Consider the following 15691-nt stretch of genomic DNA (forward strand, 5'->3'; position numbering starts at 1 on the left):
TTAGGAAAATCAGTGCCACGTCCAGAAATTCCTTCCAAAGTAAACGGAAGTGCTGTTTTTGGGATTGATGGAGATGTCCCTGGAATGTTATACGCCAGCATCGAGCATTCCCCAACGATTCACGGAAAAGTGTTGAGCTATGACGGAGCGGATGCAATGAAAGTAAAAGGCGTAAAATTTGTGTTAAAAACCGAGCGAAAAATGCCTCACAAAACCGTTGAGGCAGTAGCAGTAGTAGCGGATAATTATTGGGCAGCCCTCAAGGGTCGGAAAGCCTTGAAAATAAAATGGGATGCCGAAGGTTCGGATAAAATATCCACCGATGCGTATTATGCTGATTTACAAAAATTGGCAAAAACCAAAGGCGAAATTTATAAAGATAATACTATAGGCGATTTTACCAAAGAATTTGCGGGCGCAACCCAAAAAGTAGAAGGCTATTATCAAACGCCATTTGCGGCTCACGCTGCCTTAGAACCACAAAATGCTACCGTTTGGGTGCAAGGTGATAAAGTAGAATTGTGGGCACCCGTACAAGCACCCGATGGTGTGATGCAGGAAGTGGCACAATACCTAAAAATCAAGCCCGAAAACATAAAAGTAAATGTGCCGTTTATGGGCGGTTCGTTTGGACGAAAAGCCTATTATGACTACGTGATGGAGGCTGTGCATATTTCAAAACAAGTAAATGCGCCAATAAAAGTTATCTGGACACGTGAGGACGATACTATGCAAGGACCTTTCCGTCCAGGAATGGTATCGGTGATGGAAGGGGGCTTGGATGATAAGGGTGCAGTGGTTGCGCATAATCACAAAATTGTGGGTAGTTCGATTGAACACCAAGTTTTCAAAAATCCGCTGAAAAATGCTCCTGATTCGTGGGCTCCCGAAACGGCAAATATGGAAGATAGCCCCTATAATTTTGGCAGTCGGACGATGAGTTTTCATTTGGCCGAAACCGATATTCCGATTTTATGGTGGCGTTCGGTTTATTCTTCGACTACGGCTTTCGGGCAAGAAAGTTTTATGGACGAATTGGCACACGCTGCCAAAACGGATCCATTGGCTTTCCGTTTGGATATGTTGGCGGATGCTCCAAGATTCAGTAGAGTATTGCAAACTTTAGCCAAGAAATCAAATTATCATCATAAATTGCCTGAAAATCAAGCCATTGGCATTGCCGTTACCCGTTCTTTTGGGTCGATTGTGGCTCATGCCGTAACGATTTCAAAACAAGGAAAAGGCGTGAAAATTGAGAAAGTCGTGTCGGTAATTGACTGCGGAATGACCGTGAACCCCAATAATGTTATCGCCCAAACCGAAGGAAATATTGTGATGGGATTAACGGCGGCCATTAAAAATGATATTACTTTCAAAGAAGGAATGGTAGAACAAAGTAATTTTCATCAGTACAATGTCATGAGAATCAACGAGATGCCAAAAACGGAAGTGCATATCATCGAAAATCAAGAAGCCCCAAGTGGTGTTGGCGAGCCTGGACTTCCACCAATTGCGCCTGCTTTGTGTAATGCAATTTTTAATTTGACGGGAAAAAGAATTCGGACTTTGCCTTTTGATATTGATAATATTGTTTAAGAAATGTCTATTTACTGATGGCATGACTCAAAGTCATGCCATCAGTTTTTAAGCGATTTTATGCGAAAATTATTCGTGAAAATCGCTTTTTTATTTCCAAATATTTATTTAGAAGTAAATTTTTAAAATAATAAAAATGCAATAATTATTTGATTATTAAGCATTTATTATTGGAAATGGGGTGGCTTATCCAAAAATGAAGAGTTAGAAAAGACTATTTGTGATGCTTGTTTTTTAGAAATATTTTGAAAATTATGACTGAAAAGGTGGAAGTAAATTTACAAGTGGATGATTCAAATTCCGACAATTTATTCGGCTTCGGCGTCTTCAAATTCATCTTCATGATTTTGGGCTTTTATATCTTTATCTAATGAATCTCGTAAAAAAGTCATGAAAGATTTTACCTCAATTAATCGGTCAATCACACCCTGATTGACATTTTTTTTCTTCCTTTTATTGTCCAACGCTTTTTTTGCTCCGTCAATCGTATGTCCTTGATCATCAACTAATTCCACAATTTCTTGAAGATGTTTAATGTCGTCTGGGGTATATTTTCTATCACCCGAACGGTCACGCTTGGGCGATAAAGTGGGGAATTGTTCTTCCCAAAAACGGAGCTTAGAAATGTTCATTTCAAACATCTGTGCAACTTCCGAAATTGAATAATAGCGCTTGGTTAGTTCCATGAATTTAAAACACGAGTAAGGAAACGTGTTAAAGCAATTAATATGTTTTCATCAACCTGTCAGGTATCAAAGACAATTTTATGTAAATTTGCGGACTTTTAACCGTAAAATCGAATAATTTACAAGTTAAAAAACAAATCATTAATTCGGAAATATTTAACGGTTATTCGTTATTCCTTATCAGTTGTTTGTTAATATTTTCATTATCAATAACTTATACGGAAAGCTAATTTCTTGAAAAATTAAATCCAGAATCAAAAATCGTAAATCCGAAATCAACATGACTTCCAGACAAATACGTCAGCAATTTTTAGATTTTTTCGCTTCAAAAGGACACTTAATTGTGCCCTCTGCACCACTCGTTGCCAAAAACGACCCAACCTTGATGTTTAATAATTCGGGGATGGCTCAATTCAAGGATTTTTTCTTGGGCAACGGTACGCCACCTTCAAAACGCATTGCTGATACCCAAAAATGTTTGAGGGTTTCTGGTAAACACAACGATTTGGAAGACGTAGGATTTGATACCTATCACCACACAATGTTTGAGATGTTGGGCAACTGGTCCTTTGGCGATTATTTCAAAAAAGAGGCTTTGGCGTGGTCGTGGGAGCTTTTGACGGAAGTTTATAAATTACCGAAAGACAGAATTTACGTATCCGTTTTTCAAGGAGATGAAAAAGATGGCGTGCCTTTCGACCAAGAAGCTTGGGATATTTGGAAGTCAATGTTGGGCGAAGACCGTATTATTTTAGGCAATAAAAAAGATAATTTCTGGGAAATGGGCGAGACTGGCCCTTGTGGACCTTGCTCAGAAATCCACATAGATTTAAGGGATGCGGATGAATTAGCTAAAATTTCGGGTAAAGATTTAGTGAACAATGACCACCCGCAAGTGGTTGAAATTTGGAATAATGTTTTCATGCAATTTGAGCGTATGGCAGACGGTTCATTAGTGCCTTTGCCTTCAAAACATGTGGATACGGGGATGGGTTTTGAGCGTCTTTGTATGGCGATTCAAGGTAAACAGTCGAATTATGATACGGACGTTTTTTCAAATACCATCAAATTTATTGGCGATAAAGCGGGTAAAATCTATGGAGAAGAAAAGTGGGCGGACATTGCGTTACGAGTAATTTCTGACCATATTCGTGCCATTGCTTTTGCTATTGCAGATGGACAATTACCGTCAAATAACAAGGCTGGTTACGTAATTAGACGTATTCTTCGCCGTGCAGTTCGTTATGGATATACTTATTTGGGTTTCCGTGAGCCGTTTATGAATACCATTATTCCGTTATTGGCAGAACAATTCGATGGCGTTTTTCCAGAATTAAAAGCACAACAAGATTTCATCCAACGGGTAATTTTGGAAGAAGAAAATTCATTTTTGAGAACTTTAGAAACAGGTTTGAAACGTTTGGATGATATCATTAAAGAAACGCCTAAAAATGGTATAATTGACGGAAATGTAGTTTTTGAATTATCAGATACTTTCGGTTTTCCTTCTGATTTAACTGCTTTAATTGCTCGTGAAAATGGACTTTCGATTGATGAAGAAGGTTTTAAAACGGCTTTACAAGCTCAGAAAGACCGTTCTCGTAAAGATTCAACCAAAGAAGCTACTGATTGGGTAATTGTGTCGGATGAAGATTTCGACTTTGAATTTGTGGGTTATGACGAAATAGAAACACAATCAAAAATTACTAAATATCGTAAAGTGAAAACCAAAACTGGCGAAGAGTATCACATCGTTTTGGATAAAACTCCTTTCTACGCTGAAATGGGTGGACAGGTTGGAGATAGTGGAGCTTTGGTAGTAGGTAATGGACAGTCAATTAATATTGCTGATACGAAGAAAGAGAATGATTTATTTATTCATATTTCTACCGATAAAAAGGTGGGTGAAATTCTTTCAAATATTGATGTAGGAAATATTGTAACTGCCAAAATTGATACTAAAAGAAGACAAAGAATTACGCAAAATCATACTGCTACGCACTTAATGTTGTCAGCGATGCGTCAGGTTTTGGGTTCGCATATTTCTCAAAAGGGTTCATTCCAAAACGAAGAAGTTACACGTTTTGACTTTGCTCATTTCTCGAAAGTTACGGATGAAGAATTAGCAAAAATTGAGGAAATCGTTAATCATAAAATTCGTGAAAATATCAAATTAAATGAAAAACGAAATGTTCCAATTCAAGAAGCGGTAGCATGGGGTGCAACGGCAACTTTTGGTGAAAAATACGGTGATTTTGTAAGAGTAATTACGTTTGACCCTACATTTTCGGTTGAACTTTGTGGCGGTACACACGTACCCGCAACGGGCGAAATCGGTATGTTTAAATTCGTAGCTGAAAGTTCAGTTTCTGCGGGTGTACGTCGTGTGGAGGCCTATACGGGTGAAAAGGCGATGTCAGAAATCAATAAGCAATTAGCCATTATTGAAGAATTGAAAGAGCTTTTCAAAGGACAAAATGACCTCGTGAAAGCCGTGAAAGCTTTACAGGAAGAGCGTAATTCATTCTCGAAAAAAATAGAAATTTTCGAGAATGAAAAACTCCAAGAAGTCAAAGAAAGATTGTACGCCAAAATTATTTCCGTGGGTGATATCAACATGATTGCGGAAGTAGTGGAAGTTCCCTCTGCCGATGCTTTGAAGCAATTAGCATACGAATTAAAAGCAAAAATTGGCGATTTATATTGCGTTTTGGGAGCAGAAGTAAACGGAAAACCACAATTGGCAGTAATGATTGCGGAGAATTTAGTAGCATCCAAAAACCTAAATGCAGGACAAATTATCAAAGAAATTGCCAAAGAAATCAAAGGTGGAGGCGGTGGTCAGCCGTTCTTTGCTACGGCAGGTGGAAATGATGTTTTGGGGCTTAAAAGTGCGATTGAGAAAGGGAAAAGTTTTGTTGCGTAGAGGTTTGAAATGACAGAATGATTTTTTAATTTTAAGTGTTTATGAAAGAGACCATATTGAAATATTTTCAAGAAATAAAAGCGAATATTGAGAAAGATCTTGATAAAGCCGTTAAAGTGAGTGCAAGTCAATCAGAAATTGATAGACTCTTGGACAACTGGACAGAAATCAATAACTTAATTTTAAACTTATTGAAGTCAAACTAATAAATTTTAAAATCATGACTATAACATTTAATTTTCAGGAACATTTTGAAAAATTGAGACAAGCACCTGATAGGCTTTCAGAAAGTTATGTCGAAAGGGATTGGTTTGTTTATTATGATTCCCTTTCAAAAGATGAGCAAAAAGAATTTAAAGTAGCATTTGATAGTTATTTGCATGGAAAGAATAAATTATATTCTGAACAAATAGCAATCGGAAAACAAATGATGAAAGATGCTGGAATTCCGATTTCATAATTATCCATTTTATTGCAAAAAAGCCCTAAAAACGAAACTTTTTAGGGCTTTTTACTTGTTGTTTTCTTAGATGAAAATTTATATTCTGCATATTGTAAAAATTATTTCATTATCATTGATTTTAATATTAATGAGTTTTGGAATGGTGTTATACGCTTTTTATGATTATTCAAAATCTATTGTACCTTTAGAAGAACCTCAGTTTTATTGTGGAGTAGTTGATATGAAAAGCAATCCAACTGCTTACACACCAGAACTGGCACAAGGAGAGGCAATATTTAAAAATAACTGTTCAACTTGTCATGCTGCAACAGACGAAGTTGTAGTTGGGCCAGGGTTGAAAGGAATTGTAAAAAGAAGACCAATTGAGTGGATTGTTAAATGGGTTCATAATCCTCAAAAAGTCATAAAAAGTGGAGACAAATATGCCTTAGATTTATACAAAAAATTCAATTATACTGAAATGACACCTTACCCAAATTTGAAAAGGGAAGAAATTATGGCCATCATGGCTTATTTAGACAATCAATAAATTTTTTGAAAAAAAATCTCCCAATACATCCAGAAATAACCCAACAAGCTATCCAAAAAATGAACGATTTGGGTAGTCAAGCCAAGCCGTTTTTCTTCGTAATTGATTATGAAATGAAACAGCCCATTGTTTTGACTTTAGAGGAGGTTGAACAAGCAAATATCTTCTATAAAATTAACGATAAAACGAATTTTTCTTTTGGGAAATCTCCTTATGAAAAACCGCTTTATTTAGAAAAATATCCAATTAGTTTTCAAGAATATTTAAAGTCATTTGATTTTGTAAAACAGGCAATGCTGCGTGGCGATAGTTTTTTGACGAATTTAACGAAGCCGACTCCCATCAAAATTAATTTGTCGTTGCAAGAGATTTTCCAACGTAGTCGGGCAAAATATCAGTTATATTTCAAAGATAAATTTGTGCTGTTCTCTCCCGAAATATTTGTCAAAATTGAAAATGGAATCATCTCCTCCCATCCGATGAAAGGCACTATTTCAGCCGATATTCCTGATGCTGAAGCGGTGATTTTGAACGATAAAAAAGAATTTGCTGAACATACCACCATCGTTGATTTAATTCGTAATGATATTAGCATGATTTCGGAAAAAGTATGGGTTGAAAAATTTAGGTATATCAGTAGAATTCATTCGCACGATGGAGATTTATTGCAAGTAAGTTCCGAAATTTGCGGAAAACTTCCAGCGGATTATCAAGCCCAAATTGGAACACTTTTGTTTAAATTATTACCCGCAGGTTCAATCTGTGGAGCGCCCAAACCGCAAACTTTAGCAATTATAAAAGAAGCCGAAAATTACGATAGGGGCTATTATACGGGTGTTTTTGGGATATTCGATGGAAAAGATTTAGATAGTTCCGTGATGATTCGCTTTATCGAAAAACAAGAAGATGGAAGGTTGACTTTTAAAAGTGGTGGTGGAATAACGGTATTTTCGGACGCAAAATCTGAATATCAAGAAATGATTGATAAAATATATTTGCCTATTTAACTTTTGTACCACAGACTTTAGTCTGTGTTTGTGTACAGACTAAAGTCTGTGGTACTAATTATGTGGAAAAAAGAAATACATAAACTCCTAAAAATCAATCAAATACCTTTTGAAATTAATCATTCGGTATCTGTTTTTGAAACTATTTTTCTTCCTCAATCTTCTTTTTATTTACACCTAATTGATCTCCAATCTTTCCAACAAAATCAGCTCTCTGTATCTTATTTTCAAACTATTTCCGATAAATTAAATGCTCAAAATCAACGAATAATCCATCTTTGGGAAGACGTTTATTTAAGTAAAACAGTACTGGTAGAATCTCGAATTTTGGCAATCTTAGGCTCATTTACACGCCTACACGCAAGGCATTGTTTTATTGAAAGAATTGACAAGCATACGACAGGTAATTTCTTAGAAATCAATCACTTACAAGGTTCTGTGAAGGCTAAATTCAAGTATGGATTATACTTGAAACCGCAATATATTGAAAGGTTTATGAATAAATCGGAGTGGTTGATGGAGACACCAACCACACAATTTAACGGCAATAAGCTGCAAAAATTACTCATCGCCGTTGCTACTTTTAGCGGAGGTAGAACGATGAAAGTAGGAGAACGGGCAGGCACACGGTCGTATGAATTAATAAGATTTGCTTCCTTGAAAGGATATGTGGTTGTGGGAGGAATGGATAAATTATTGAAAGCCTTTTCGGAAGAGCATCAACCCGATGATATTATGTCCTATGCCGACCGTGATTGGTCGGATGGGCGAAGTTATGATAAATTGGGTTTTACGAAAAGAGAAAACTCAACACCACAGATTTTTTTTATAAACATCAATACTTTGGAAAGATTGCCTACCAATTGCCTCACTGACGATAAACATCTTGAAGTTTTCAATGCAGGAAGTATCAAATTCATTAAGTACGTCCAATCCTTTATTTAATCCTCTTAAAGTTCTAATTTTGTGTTACAGTGATTGGTGATTAGTCCGATATATCCACCAATTACTAATTACTAATAAGTAGGGGTTAGGATTTAGTTGTTAGGCAGTAGTATTGGAACTCGTTATTAATCAAGCTATTACAACATATTCAACCATAAACTAATTTTTAACGAATACTTAACTAAAACAAATGGAATATAATCATAAAGAAATAGAACAAAAATGGAGAGAGTTCTGGGAGAATAATAAAACTTTCAAAACGGAGATAAATCACTTAAAACCCAAATATTACGTCTTAGATATGTTCCCTTATCCATCTGGGGCTGGTTTGCACGTTGGGCATCCGCTTGGGTATATTGCCTCTGATATTATTGCTCGCTACAAGCGTTTGAAGGGTTTTAATGTTTTGCACCCAATGGGTTTTGACTCTTTTGGTTTACCTGCCGAACAGTACGCTATTCAAACGGGGCAACATCCTGCCATTACTACCGAAGAAAATATTACTACTTATATCCGTCAACTAAAACAAATTGGTTTTAGCTACGATTGGAGCAGAGAAGTGCGTACCTCGGACTCAAAATATTATCAATGGACGCAGTGGATTTTCATGCAATTGTTTAATCATTATTACGATAAGGATGCAAACAAGGCTTTGAAGATTGCTGATTTGGTGGAAAAATTCGTAATGTCAGGAAATAAATCGGTCAATGCGGTTTGTGATGAAGATACGCCAGTTTTCACTTCGGAGGAATGGAATGCAATGAGCGAATTTGACCAACAGTCAATGTTGTTGAAATATCGTTTGACTTATCCTGACGAATCGGTCGTGAACTGGTGTCCAGGTTTGAAAGCAGTTTTGGCAAATGATGAAATAAAAGATGGTGTTTCAGAAAGAGGCGGTTATCCCGTTGAACAACGAAAAATGAAGCAATGGGCCATGCGAATCACTGCCTACGCCGACCGTTTGATTGATGGATTGAACGAAGTAGATTGGTCTGATTCAATGAAAGACCAACAACGTAATTGGATTGGTAGAAGTACAGGAGCGAGTGTAAGATTTTCGATTGCGGATTTGGGATTGCGGATTGAGGAATTCTCGAAAATAAATCTGCAATCGAAAATCGAAAATCCAAAATCAATTGAGGTTTTCACCACAAGAGTTGATACCATTTACGGTGTTTCTTTCATGGTAATTGCCCCAGAATTGGAATCAGTGCCATTTTTGACTACACCAGAACAAAAAGAAGCTGTTGAAGAATACATAAAATGGGTCGCTTCTCGGAGTGAATTAGACCGTATGTCGGAAGTGAAAAAGGTTTCGGGGGTATTCACTGGAAGCTATGTGATTAATCCTTTCAATGACGAAAAAGTGCCGATTTATTTGGCTGATTACGTCTTGGCTGGTTACGGAACTGGTGCGGTGATGGGCGTTCCTTCGGGCGACCAACGTGACTGGAATTTTGCGACGCACTTCAATTTGCCAATTATTCCAATTCTTAATGCTCAAAAAGAGATGGATACCCAAGCTGATAATACCAAAGAAGGAAAATATATCAATTCTGGGATTATCAACGGCATGGAATACAAAGAAGCAACCAAAATTTTAACGACTTATTTGGAAGAAAAAGGCATCGGAAAAGGTAAGATTCAATACCGTTTGAGAAATGCTGTTTTCAGTCGCCAACGCTATTGGGGCGAGCCAGTTCCAGTGTATTTTAAGGACGGTTTACCTTATTTGATTGAAGAGTCAAAATTGCCATTAGAATTACCCGTAATTGATAAATATTTACCAACTGAAACGGGCGAACCACCTTTGGGACGTGCGGAAAACTGGAAATATAAAGGCGAATACGAATACGAACTTTCTACGATGCCAGGTTGGGCAGGTTCGTCTTGGTATTGGTATCGTTATATGGATGCTCAAAACGAGCAAGAATTTGCTTCGCAGGAGTCAATCAATTACTGGAAAGCTATTGATTTGTACATCGGTGGTTCTGAACACGCTACTGGACATTTATTGTACAGCCGTTTTTGGAATAAATTCTTGAAAGATTTAGGATTAGTACCAGAAGAAGAATTTGCTAAGAAATTGATTAATCAAGGCATGATTCAGGGACGGTCTAACTTTGTTTATCGAGTGAAATCTTCGGTAGGAGAGGGCAAAAATCCAATTTTTGTTTCTTATAATTTGAAAGACCAATACGAAACAACAGGGATTCATGTGGACGTAAATATTGTCAATAACGATATTTTGGATACCAATGCGTTCAAAAATTGGAGAGAAGATTTTGCCAATGCTGAGTTTATTTTGGAAGATGGAAAATACGTTTGCGGTGTGGAGGTTGAGAAAATGTCGAAATCGAAATACAACGTTGTCAATCCCGATATTTTAGTGGATAAAGTGGGTGCTGATACCTTGCGTTTGTACGAAATGTTCTTGGGGCCTTTGGAACAAGCAAAACCTTGGAATACCAACGGAATTGATGGTTCATTTAGATTTATCAAAAAAGTTTGGCGTTTATTTTACGATGATTTGGGTGCTTTTAAAGTAAAAGATGAAGTGCCAACGCCAGCAGAATTGAAGGTTTTACATACCGCTATCAAGAAAGTTGAGGAAGATTTAGAACGTTATTCGTTCAATACGGTTGTGTCGACGTTGATGATTTGTGTGAATGATTTAGGTTCGTTGAAATGTTCTAAAAAGGCAATTTTGCAAGAATTAGTCATTTTAATGTCGCCCTATACGCCACACATTGCCGAAGAATTATGGACATTATTGGGTAACGAAGCAGGAACAATTTCTTACGCTTCATTCCCAAAATTCAACCCAAACTATTTAATAGAAGCCAACTTTGAATATCCAATTTCAATTAATGGAAAAGTAAGAGCTAATATTTCATTCCCAACGGATGCACTTCCAGCGGATATTGAAGCGGGTGTTTTAGCCAATGAAATTGTTCAGAAATGGTTGGAAGGCAAAGCGCCTAAAAAGGTAATTGTTGTGCTTAAAAGAATTGTAAATGTGGTTCCTTGATGGGTTAGTAGTTTAAAACAAGCTTAACTGTTAATTTATCAGTCGATTATTGATTAGTTTACTTGACATTTAAAATTCAAACCCTTATCTTTGCACCTCTAATTACAAAAAAAGATTTAAACAAAAATATAATATGCTGATTATCAATATCAAAGAAAACGAGTCAATCGACAAAGCGTTAAAAAGATTTAAGAAAAAATTTGAAAAAACTGGTGTAGTTAAGCAACTTCGCAGAAGAGGTGCTTTTATTAAGCCATCAATTACTCGTCGTACAGAAATGATTCGTGCGTCATATAAGCAAAGAATGTACGGTAACGAAGAGGCATAGTTCGTTGATTTGATTTTTAATAACATTTATGTTATCAATTTAATCGTGAATTAAGCCGATAACCGTCAGCAACAAAAAGCGTTAGCATAAACTAAACAGTTTATGCTAACGCTTTTTTTATGCGAGACGGAAAACGGATTTGACACGGATTTTTATTAATTTTATGACTGTTTACTTTTAAGAATTTTTGATTCTGAATCAATCTTTTCTTATGTTCTAATACTTTATAAAATCAATTTTAATCTGTGCGGTCCGCCGATGCGGTCTAATCCGTTAAATCCATGTCCCAAAATATGAATGAAATAATCTCTTGCTTTCTCAAATATATTAAGTACGAAAAGCGTAGTTCTGACCATACCACTACGGCTTATGGAATTGATATGAAACAATTTGCGGAATATTTGTCGAAATCCTACGACTTCAACCATCCAGAATTGGCTAATTTTCAGATGATTCGCTCTTGGATTGTTTCGATGGTAGAAAGGAAAATTGAAAATCGTTCGGTGAATCGGAAGATTGCTACGTTACGAACTTTCTATAAATTTCTTTTACAGAAAAAAATCATTGAAAAAGACCCAATGCTGAAAATATCGGTTTTGAAAACCCAGAAAAATATCCCAGAATTTGTGCGTGAAAAAGAGTTGGATAATTTATTGGATGAAGTTGAATTTCCAGATGACTTTGCGGGTGTGAGAGATAAATTAATTTTGGAATTATTGTACGGAACGGGTATGCGTTTGTCGGAATTGATAGATTTGAAGGAACGAGATATTGATTTTTATAGTAAGACGGTAAAAGTGTTAGGAAAAGGAAATAAAGAAAGAATTATTCCGATAAATCAGCCTTTAGTAAAATTGATTCAAGATTATCAAAGTTTTAAAAATTCGGAAGGATTAATGCACGAAAATGTAATAGTTTCGGATAAAGGAAATCAAGCATATCCCGTTATGATTCAGCGAATTACGAAAAAATATTTGAGTTTAGTTACCACACTCGCTAAAAAATCTCCCCATATTTTGCGACATTCTTACGCTACGCATTTACTCAATAATGGTGCAGAATTAACCGCTATAAAAGACCTTTTGGGACATTCTTCCTTATCCGCCACGCAAGTTTATACGCACAATTCGATGGAAAAAATTAAGAAGATTTATCAGCAGGCGCATCCGAAGGCGTGAATTCCATTTCGGATTTTCGATTGAAGATTTTGGATTTTAATATTCGATACGTTTTGTGGCTGGAGTGGGAGTCTTTAATGGCATACAAAAAACGGAATCTTCTCGCAATTCAGTTTTTCCATTTTTGGTAATAAACATTTTAATTTTCAAATAAGTATTTCCTTCTGTAAACCATGAGTTATTGCGACGTTTAAAATCTAAACTATCCCCTAAATATTCTTCTCTTCCTTCTTTTGTTTTTTGAGGATTCTTAATCAATTTTCCGTTTTGATAATACTCAGCTATTAATTTATCATTTTTATCAAACGGCTTAGTATTATGAAAATCTGGGATAAAACCCATTGGAAATATTATCGGCAAAGAAAGATTATAATTTTGAGAATTAGAAAGAATCATTTCTCTATAAGAACCTGTTTGAGAAGGGAATTCTATATAAAATTCGGGTTCATTATAAGAATCAAAAAACATTGAATAGGAGCTATATTCGGTTAATACTTTCAACGAAAATTTTCCGTCTTTATCAGTTACGGTTTTACCCAAATCTTCTGGAACACTAAATCCATGTTGGACATTAGCCGAAATTTGACATCCTACGAGAGGTTCATTAGTATATTTTTTAAACAATTTTCCTTCTACAATTGAATTTTTTACAGGCGCTTGAAAAAAACCGCATTTTGTAGTTAGAATGATAATTAAAAAATTGTAGATAATTAATTTTAGCTTTTTCATGGGTGATATTACTTTATACTTCCACTCCCTCATTTTTTAAATATTCTCCAATATTAAACAGATGACTGTCAAGGAGTTCTATATCTTTATTCCAATCCCTCACAATCCAGTCCTCATCTTTTGTAGCAACGACTACTTTGTGCATTTTAGAGAAAATCCAGATTACTTTCTCGACACCAAAATCTAATAATTTTTGGGTTTTGGTAAAAGTATATTCAAAATCTTTATCGTCAGAGAGATCAATTCTGATATCTATTTCAATAGCAATTTTTGGAGGAATATCTAAATAATGAACATTGATTTTTGAGGCTGGTAATTTACTTTTTTCAAATATATAAATGTCACCAGACAGATTTGTATTTTTGGATAAATGTGTGCCTATTTCATTCGTAAGAAAGTAGTAGATATCAGGGTTCACTTTTGTGAATAACATTCTTAAAATATACTGAATAATAAACGATTGTAAACCACTCGCACCCATGATGTCCTCTATTTTTTTCTTTTTAGATAATACGTCTTTATAACCTTTGTAATACAGTTTTCGCCCGTCTATGATTTCATACACGAGTGCTTCTGGTATTTCCTTTAATTTGGGTGGACGTACCGATTTGGGAGGTTCTATTTCAGCTACCGACATAATTTTGTCTTTGTTTGCTGCAATATAAAAAGACTTGACAAAATTGCCAAGTCTTTCATTTAATCGTTATCTAAAATCATCCTCATCTTCATCAAATTTGAAGTTATCCAAATCGAATAGTGAATCGGTTAAATCTTTGAATTGTAAGCCTTTTTCTAATGATTTTTTTGCAATAATTGAGAATTCTGATAAACCGTGCAAGACAAATTCCATCATAAATAATTTCTCCCGTCCTTGCATTTGTGGATAGACTTTTTCGATTAAATCATCCAATCCATCAATGGTTCTGAGTCGAGCGGAATAGTCATTATCTGCGCTATCATTCAAAATGTCCATCATATTTCCATCCATAAACCAGTCAATAATTGGTTTATAAGGATTTTTTCCAGCCTTATCTTTAGAAGCTTTTTTGATTTTTTCTGGATCTGGAAAATAATTTAAAAACTGCGTTCTGATGGCTTTTCCAATAAGGTTTTGAGCCACAATTACGGGACCTTCTACTTCACCTTCATAAACCAATTCCACTTTCCCACACACCGCAGGAATCACGCCAACGAGATCAGCTACACGCACGTAAGTTTTGTCTTCACCGTTCAATAAAGCACGTCTTTCAGCGGCAGAAACCAAATTTTCGTAAGCTGAAATGGTCATACGGGCAGAAACACCCGACTTGGCATCCACAAATTCAGAAGCACGGGCTTCAATGGCAATTTGCTCAATTAAATCGTCCATGATGTGGTTGGTCGTGACCATTTCCACCTGTCCGTCTTTCAATTTGGCTTCTTGCAAAGTAATCTTTTTTCCAATCTCCAACGTCTTCGGGTAATGCGTAACAATCTGAGAATCAATACGGTCTTTCAATGGCGTAACGATCGAACCACGATTGGTATAATCTTCCGGATTGGCCGTAAAGACGAACTGTAAATCCAATGGCAAGCGGATTTTGAAACCACGAATTTGAATATCGCCTTCTTGCAAAATGTTGAATAAAGAAACCTGAATACGAGCCTGTAAATCGGGTAATTCATTAATTACAAAAATACAACGGTGCGAACGTGGAATGAGTCCAAAGTGAACTACTCTTTCATCAGAATAAGGTAATTTCAAGGTTGCCGCTTTGATGGGGTCGGCATCACCAATAAGGTCGGCCACGGATACATCAGGCGTTGCCAATTTTTCGGTGTAGCGGTCGTCACGGTGCATCCAAGTTACGGGTGTTAAGTCACCGTGTTCGGCAATTAAATCTTTGGCAAAACGTGAAAGCGGTTGTAATGGGTCATCATTCAATTCAGAACCTTTTACAACGGGCACGTATTCATCCAAAAGATTAACCATCAAACGAGCAATACGAGTTTTTGCTTGTCCACGAAGCCCCAAAAGGTTAATATGATGTTGTGACAAAATAGCCCGTTCTAAATCAGGAATTACGGTATCTTCAAATCCCCAAATTCCTTCAAAAATTTTTTCTTTATTTTTAATTTTTGCGATAAGATTTTCTCTTAATTCGTCTTTAATAGACTTTGGTTGATACCCAGATGCTTTCAACGCACTAAGTGTATTGATTTTTAAAAGATCGCTTGATGTTAGGTTTTTGTATTGCATTATTATTGGTTTTAATCCTTTTTTGTAATTA

Annotated in this window: 14 protein-coding genes; 10 read left to right on the top strand and 4 right to left on the bottom strand. The window is 36.0% G+C overall.

Going from position 1 to position 15691, the window contains the following annotated elements; translation table 11 throughout:
• Nucleotides 1-1596, top strand: a 1596-nt coding sequence (locus AC1W31_RS12030; protein WP_481734695.1) for a xanthine dehydrogenase family protein molybdopterin-binding subunit, incomplete at its 5' end; no start/stop codon positions are given.
• Between the two features lie 308 nt (nt 1597-1904).
• Here AC1W31_RS12030 and AC1W31_RS12035 read toward each other — a convergent pair.
• Nucleotides 1905-2282 carry a MerR family transcriptional regulator gene (locus tag AC1W31_RS12035; protein ID WP_481734696.1) on the bottom strand — a complete coding sequence of 126 codons (378 nt, stop codon included), beginning with the start codon at nt 2280-2282 and terminating at the stop codon, nt 1905-1907.
• 280 nt (nt 2283-2562) lie between these two features.
• On the opposite strand from AC1W31_RS12035, the gene alaS reads away from it, so the two are divergent.
• From alaS to AC1W31_RS12080, 9 genes are all read left to right on the top strand, one after another.
• Nucleotides 2563-5208 carry an alanine--tRNA ligase gene (alaS, locus tag AC1W31_RS12040; protein WP_481734697.1) on the top strand — a complete coding sequence of 882 codons (2646 nt, stop codon included), beginning with the start codon at nt 2563-2565 and terminating at the stop codon, nt 5206-5208.
• 41 nt (nt 5209-5249) lie between these two features.
• Nucleotides 5250-5414 (top strand): hypothetical protein, encoded by a 165-nt coding sequence (locus tag AC1W31_RS12045; protein WP_481734698.1) that lies wholly within the window; start codon nt 5250-5252, stop codon nt 5412-5414.
• Nucleotides 5415-5428: 14 nt separating this feature from the next.
• On the top strand, nt 5429-5668 hold the full coding sequence (locus tag AC1W31_RS12050) for a hypothetical protein (protein ID WP_481734699.1): 240 nt from the start codon (nt 5429-5431) through the stop codon (nt 5666-5668).
• A 115-nt stretch (nt 5669-5783) separates the two neighbouring features.
• Nucleotides 5784-6200, top strand: coding sequence for a c-type cytochrome (locus AC1W31_RS12055; RefSeq protein ID WP_481734700.1), 417 nt, complete (start codon nt 5784-5786; stop codon nt 6198-6200).
• A gap of 5 nt (nt 6201-6205) precedes the next feature.
• Complete coding sequence (locus AC1W31_RS12060) at nt 6206-7207, top strand: aminodeoxychorismate synthase component I (protein WP_481734701.1); 1002 nt, start codon at nt 6206-6208, stop codon at nt 7205-7207.
• Nucleotides 7208-7267: 60 nt separating this feature from the next.
• Nucleotides 7268-8152 (top strand): hypothetical protein, encoded by an 885-nt coding sequence (locus AC1W31_RS12065; protein ID WP_481734702.1) that lies wholly within the window; start codon nt 7268-7270, stop codon nt 8150-8152.
• A gap of 190 nt (nt 8153-8342) precedes the next feature.
• Nucleotides 8343-11186: a leucine--tRNA ligase gene (gene leuS, locus AC1W31_RS12070; protein ID WP_481734703.1), complete on the top strand. Its 2844-nt coding sequence runs from the start codon at nt 8343-8345 to the stop codon at nt 11184-11186.
• A 133-nt stretch (nt 11187-11319) separates the two neighbouring features.
• On the top strand, nt 11320-11514 hold the full coding sequence (rpsU, locus tag AC1W31_RS12075) for a 30S ribosomal protein S21 (protein ID WP_481734704.1): 195 nt from the start codon (nt 11320-11322) through the stop codon (nt 11512-11514).
• A 293-nt stretch (nt 11515-11807) separates the two neighbouring features.
• A complete protein-coding gene (locus tag AC1W31_RS12080; RefSeq protein WP_481734705.1) occupies nt 11808-12692 on the top strand; it encodes a tyrosine-type recombinase/integrase in 885 nt (294 codons plus the stop codon).
• A gap of 36 nt (nt 12693-12728) precedes the next feature.
• On the opposite strand, the gene AC1W31_RS12085 is transcribed toward AC1W31_RS12080, so the two are convergent.
• The 3 genes from AC1W31_RS12085 to AC1W31_RS12095 form a co-directional block, all read right to left on the bottom strand.
• The gene (locus AC1W31_RS12085; RefSeq protein WP_481734706.1) at nt 12729-13421 is read right to left on the bottom strand and encodes a peptidase associated/transthyretin-like domain-containing protein; all 693 of its coding nucleotides are present in this window, start codon (nt 13419-13421) and stop codon (nt 12729-12731) included.
• Between the two features lie 13 nt (nt 13422-13434).
• Nucleotides 13435-14058, bottom strand: coding sequence for a Uma2 family endonuclease (locus AC1W31_RS12090; protein WP_481734707.1), 624 nt, complete (start codon nt 14056-14058; stop codon nt 13435-13437).
• A gap of 66 nt (nt 14059-14124) precedes the next feature.
• Nucleotides 14125-15660 (bottom strand): MoxR family ATPase, encoded by a 1536-nt coding sequence (locus AC1W31_RS12095; RefSeq protein ID WP_481734708.1) that lies wholly within the window; start codon nt 15658-15660, stop codon nt 14125-14127.
• Between the last annotated feature and the right edge of the window lie 31 nt (nt 15661-15691).

This window comes from Arcicella sp. (assembly GCF_964672035.1).

Bases quoted from the DNA above. Each gene is read 5' to 3' on its own strand.
- AC1W31_RS12050 (WP_481734699.1), top strand. From the start codon at position 5,429: ATGACTATAACATTTAATTTTCAGGAACATTTTGAAAAATTGAGACAA.
- AC1W31_RS12095 (WP_481734708.1), bottom strand. From the start codon at position 15,660: ATGCAATACAAAAACCTAACATCAAGCGATCTTTTAAAAATCAATACA.
- leuS (WP_481734703.1), top strand. From the start codon at position 8,343: ATGGAATATAATCATAAAGAAATAGAACAAAAATGGAGAGAGTTCTGG.
- AC1W31_RS12080 (WP_481734705.1), top strand. From the start codon at position 11,808: ATGAATGAAATAATCTCTTGCTTTCTCAAATATATTAAGTACGAAAAG.
- rpsU (WP_481734704.1), top strand. From the start codon at position 11,320: ATGCTGATTATCAATATCAAAGAAAACGAGTCAATCGACAAAGCGTTA.
- AC1W31_RS12035 (WP_481734696.1), bottom strand. From the start codon at position 2,282: ATGGAACTAACCAAGCGCTATTATTCAATTTCGGAAGTTGCACAGATG.
- AC1W31_RS12045 (WP_481734698.1), top strand. From the start codon at position 5,250: ATGAAAGAGACCATATTGAAATATTTTCAAGAAATAAAAGCGAATATT.
- AC1W31_RS12090 (WP_481734707.1), bottom strand. From the start codon at position 14,058: ATGTCGGTAGCTGAAATAGAACCTCCCAAATCGGTACGTCCACCCAAA.
- AC1W31_RS12085 (WP_481734706.1), bottom strand. From the start codon at position 13,421: ATGAAAAAGCTAAAATTAATTATCTACAATTTTTTAATTATCATTCTA.
- AC1W31_RS12065 (WP_481734702.1), top strand. From the start codon at position 7,268: ATGTGGAAAAAAGAAATACATAAACTCCTAAAAATCAATCAAATACCT.
- alaS (WP_481734697.1), top strand. From the start codon at position 2,563: ATGACTTCCAGACAAATACGTCAGCAATTTTTAGATTTTTTCGCTTCA.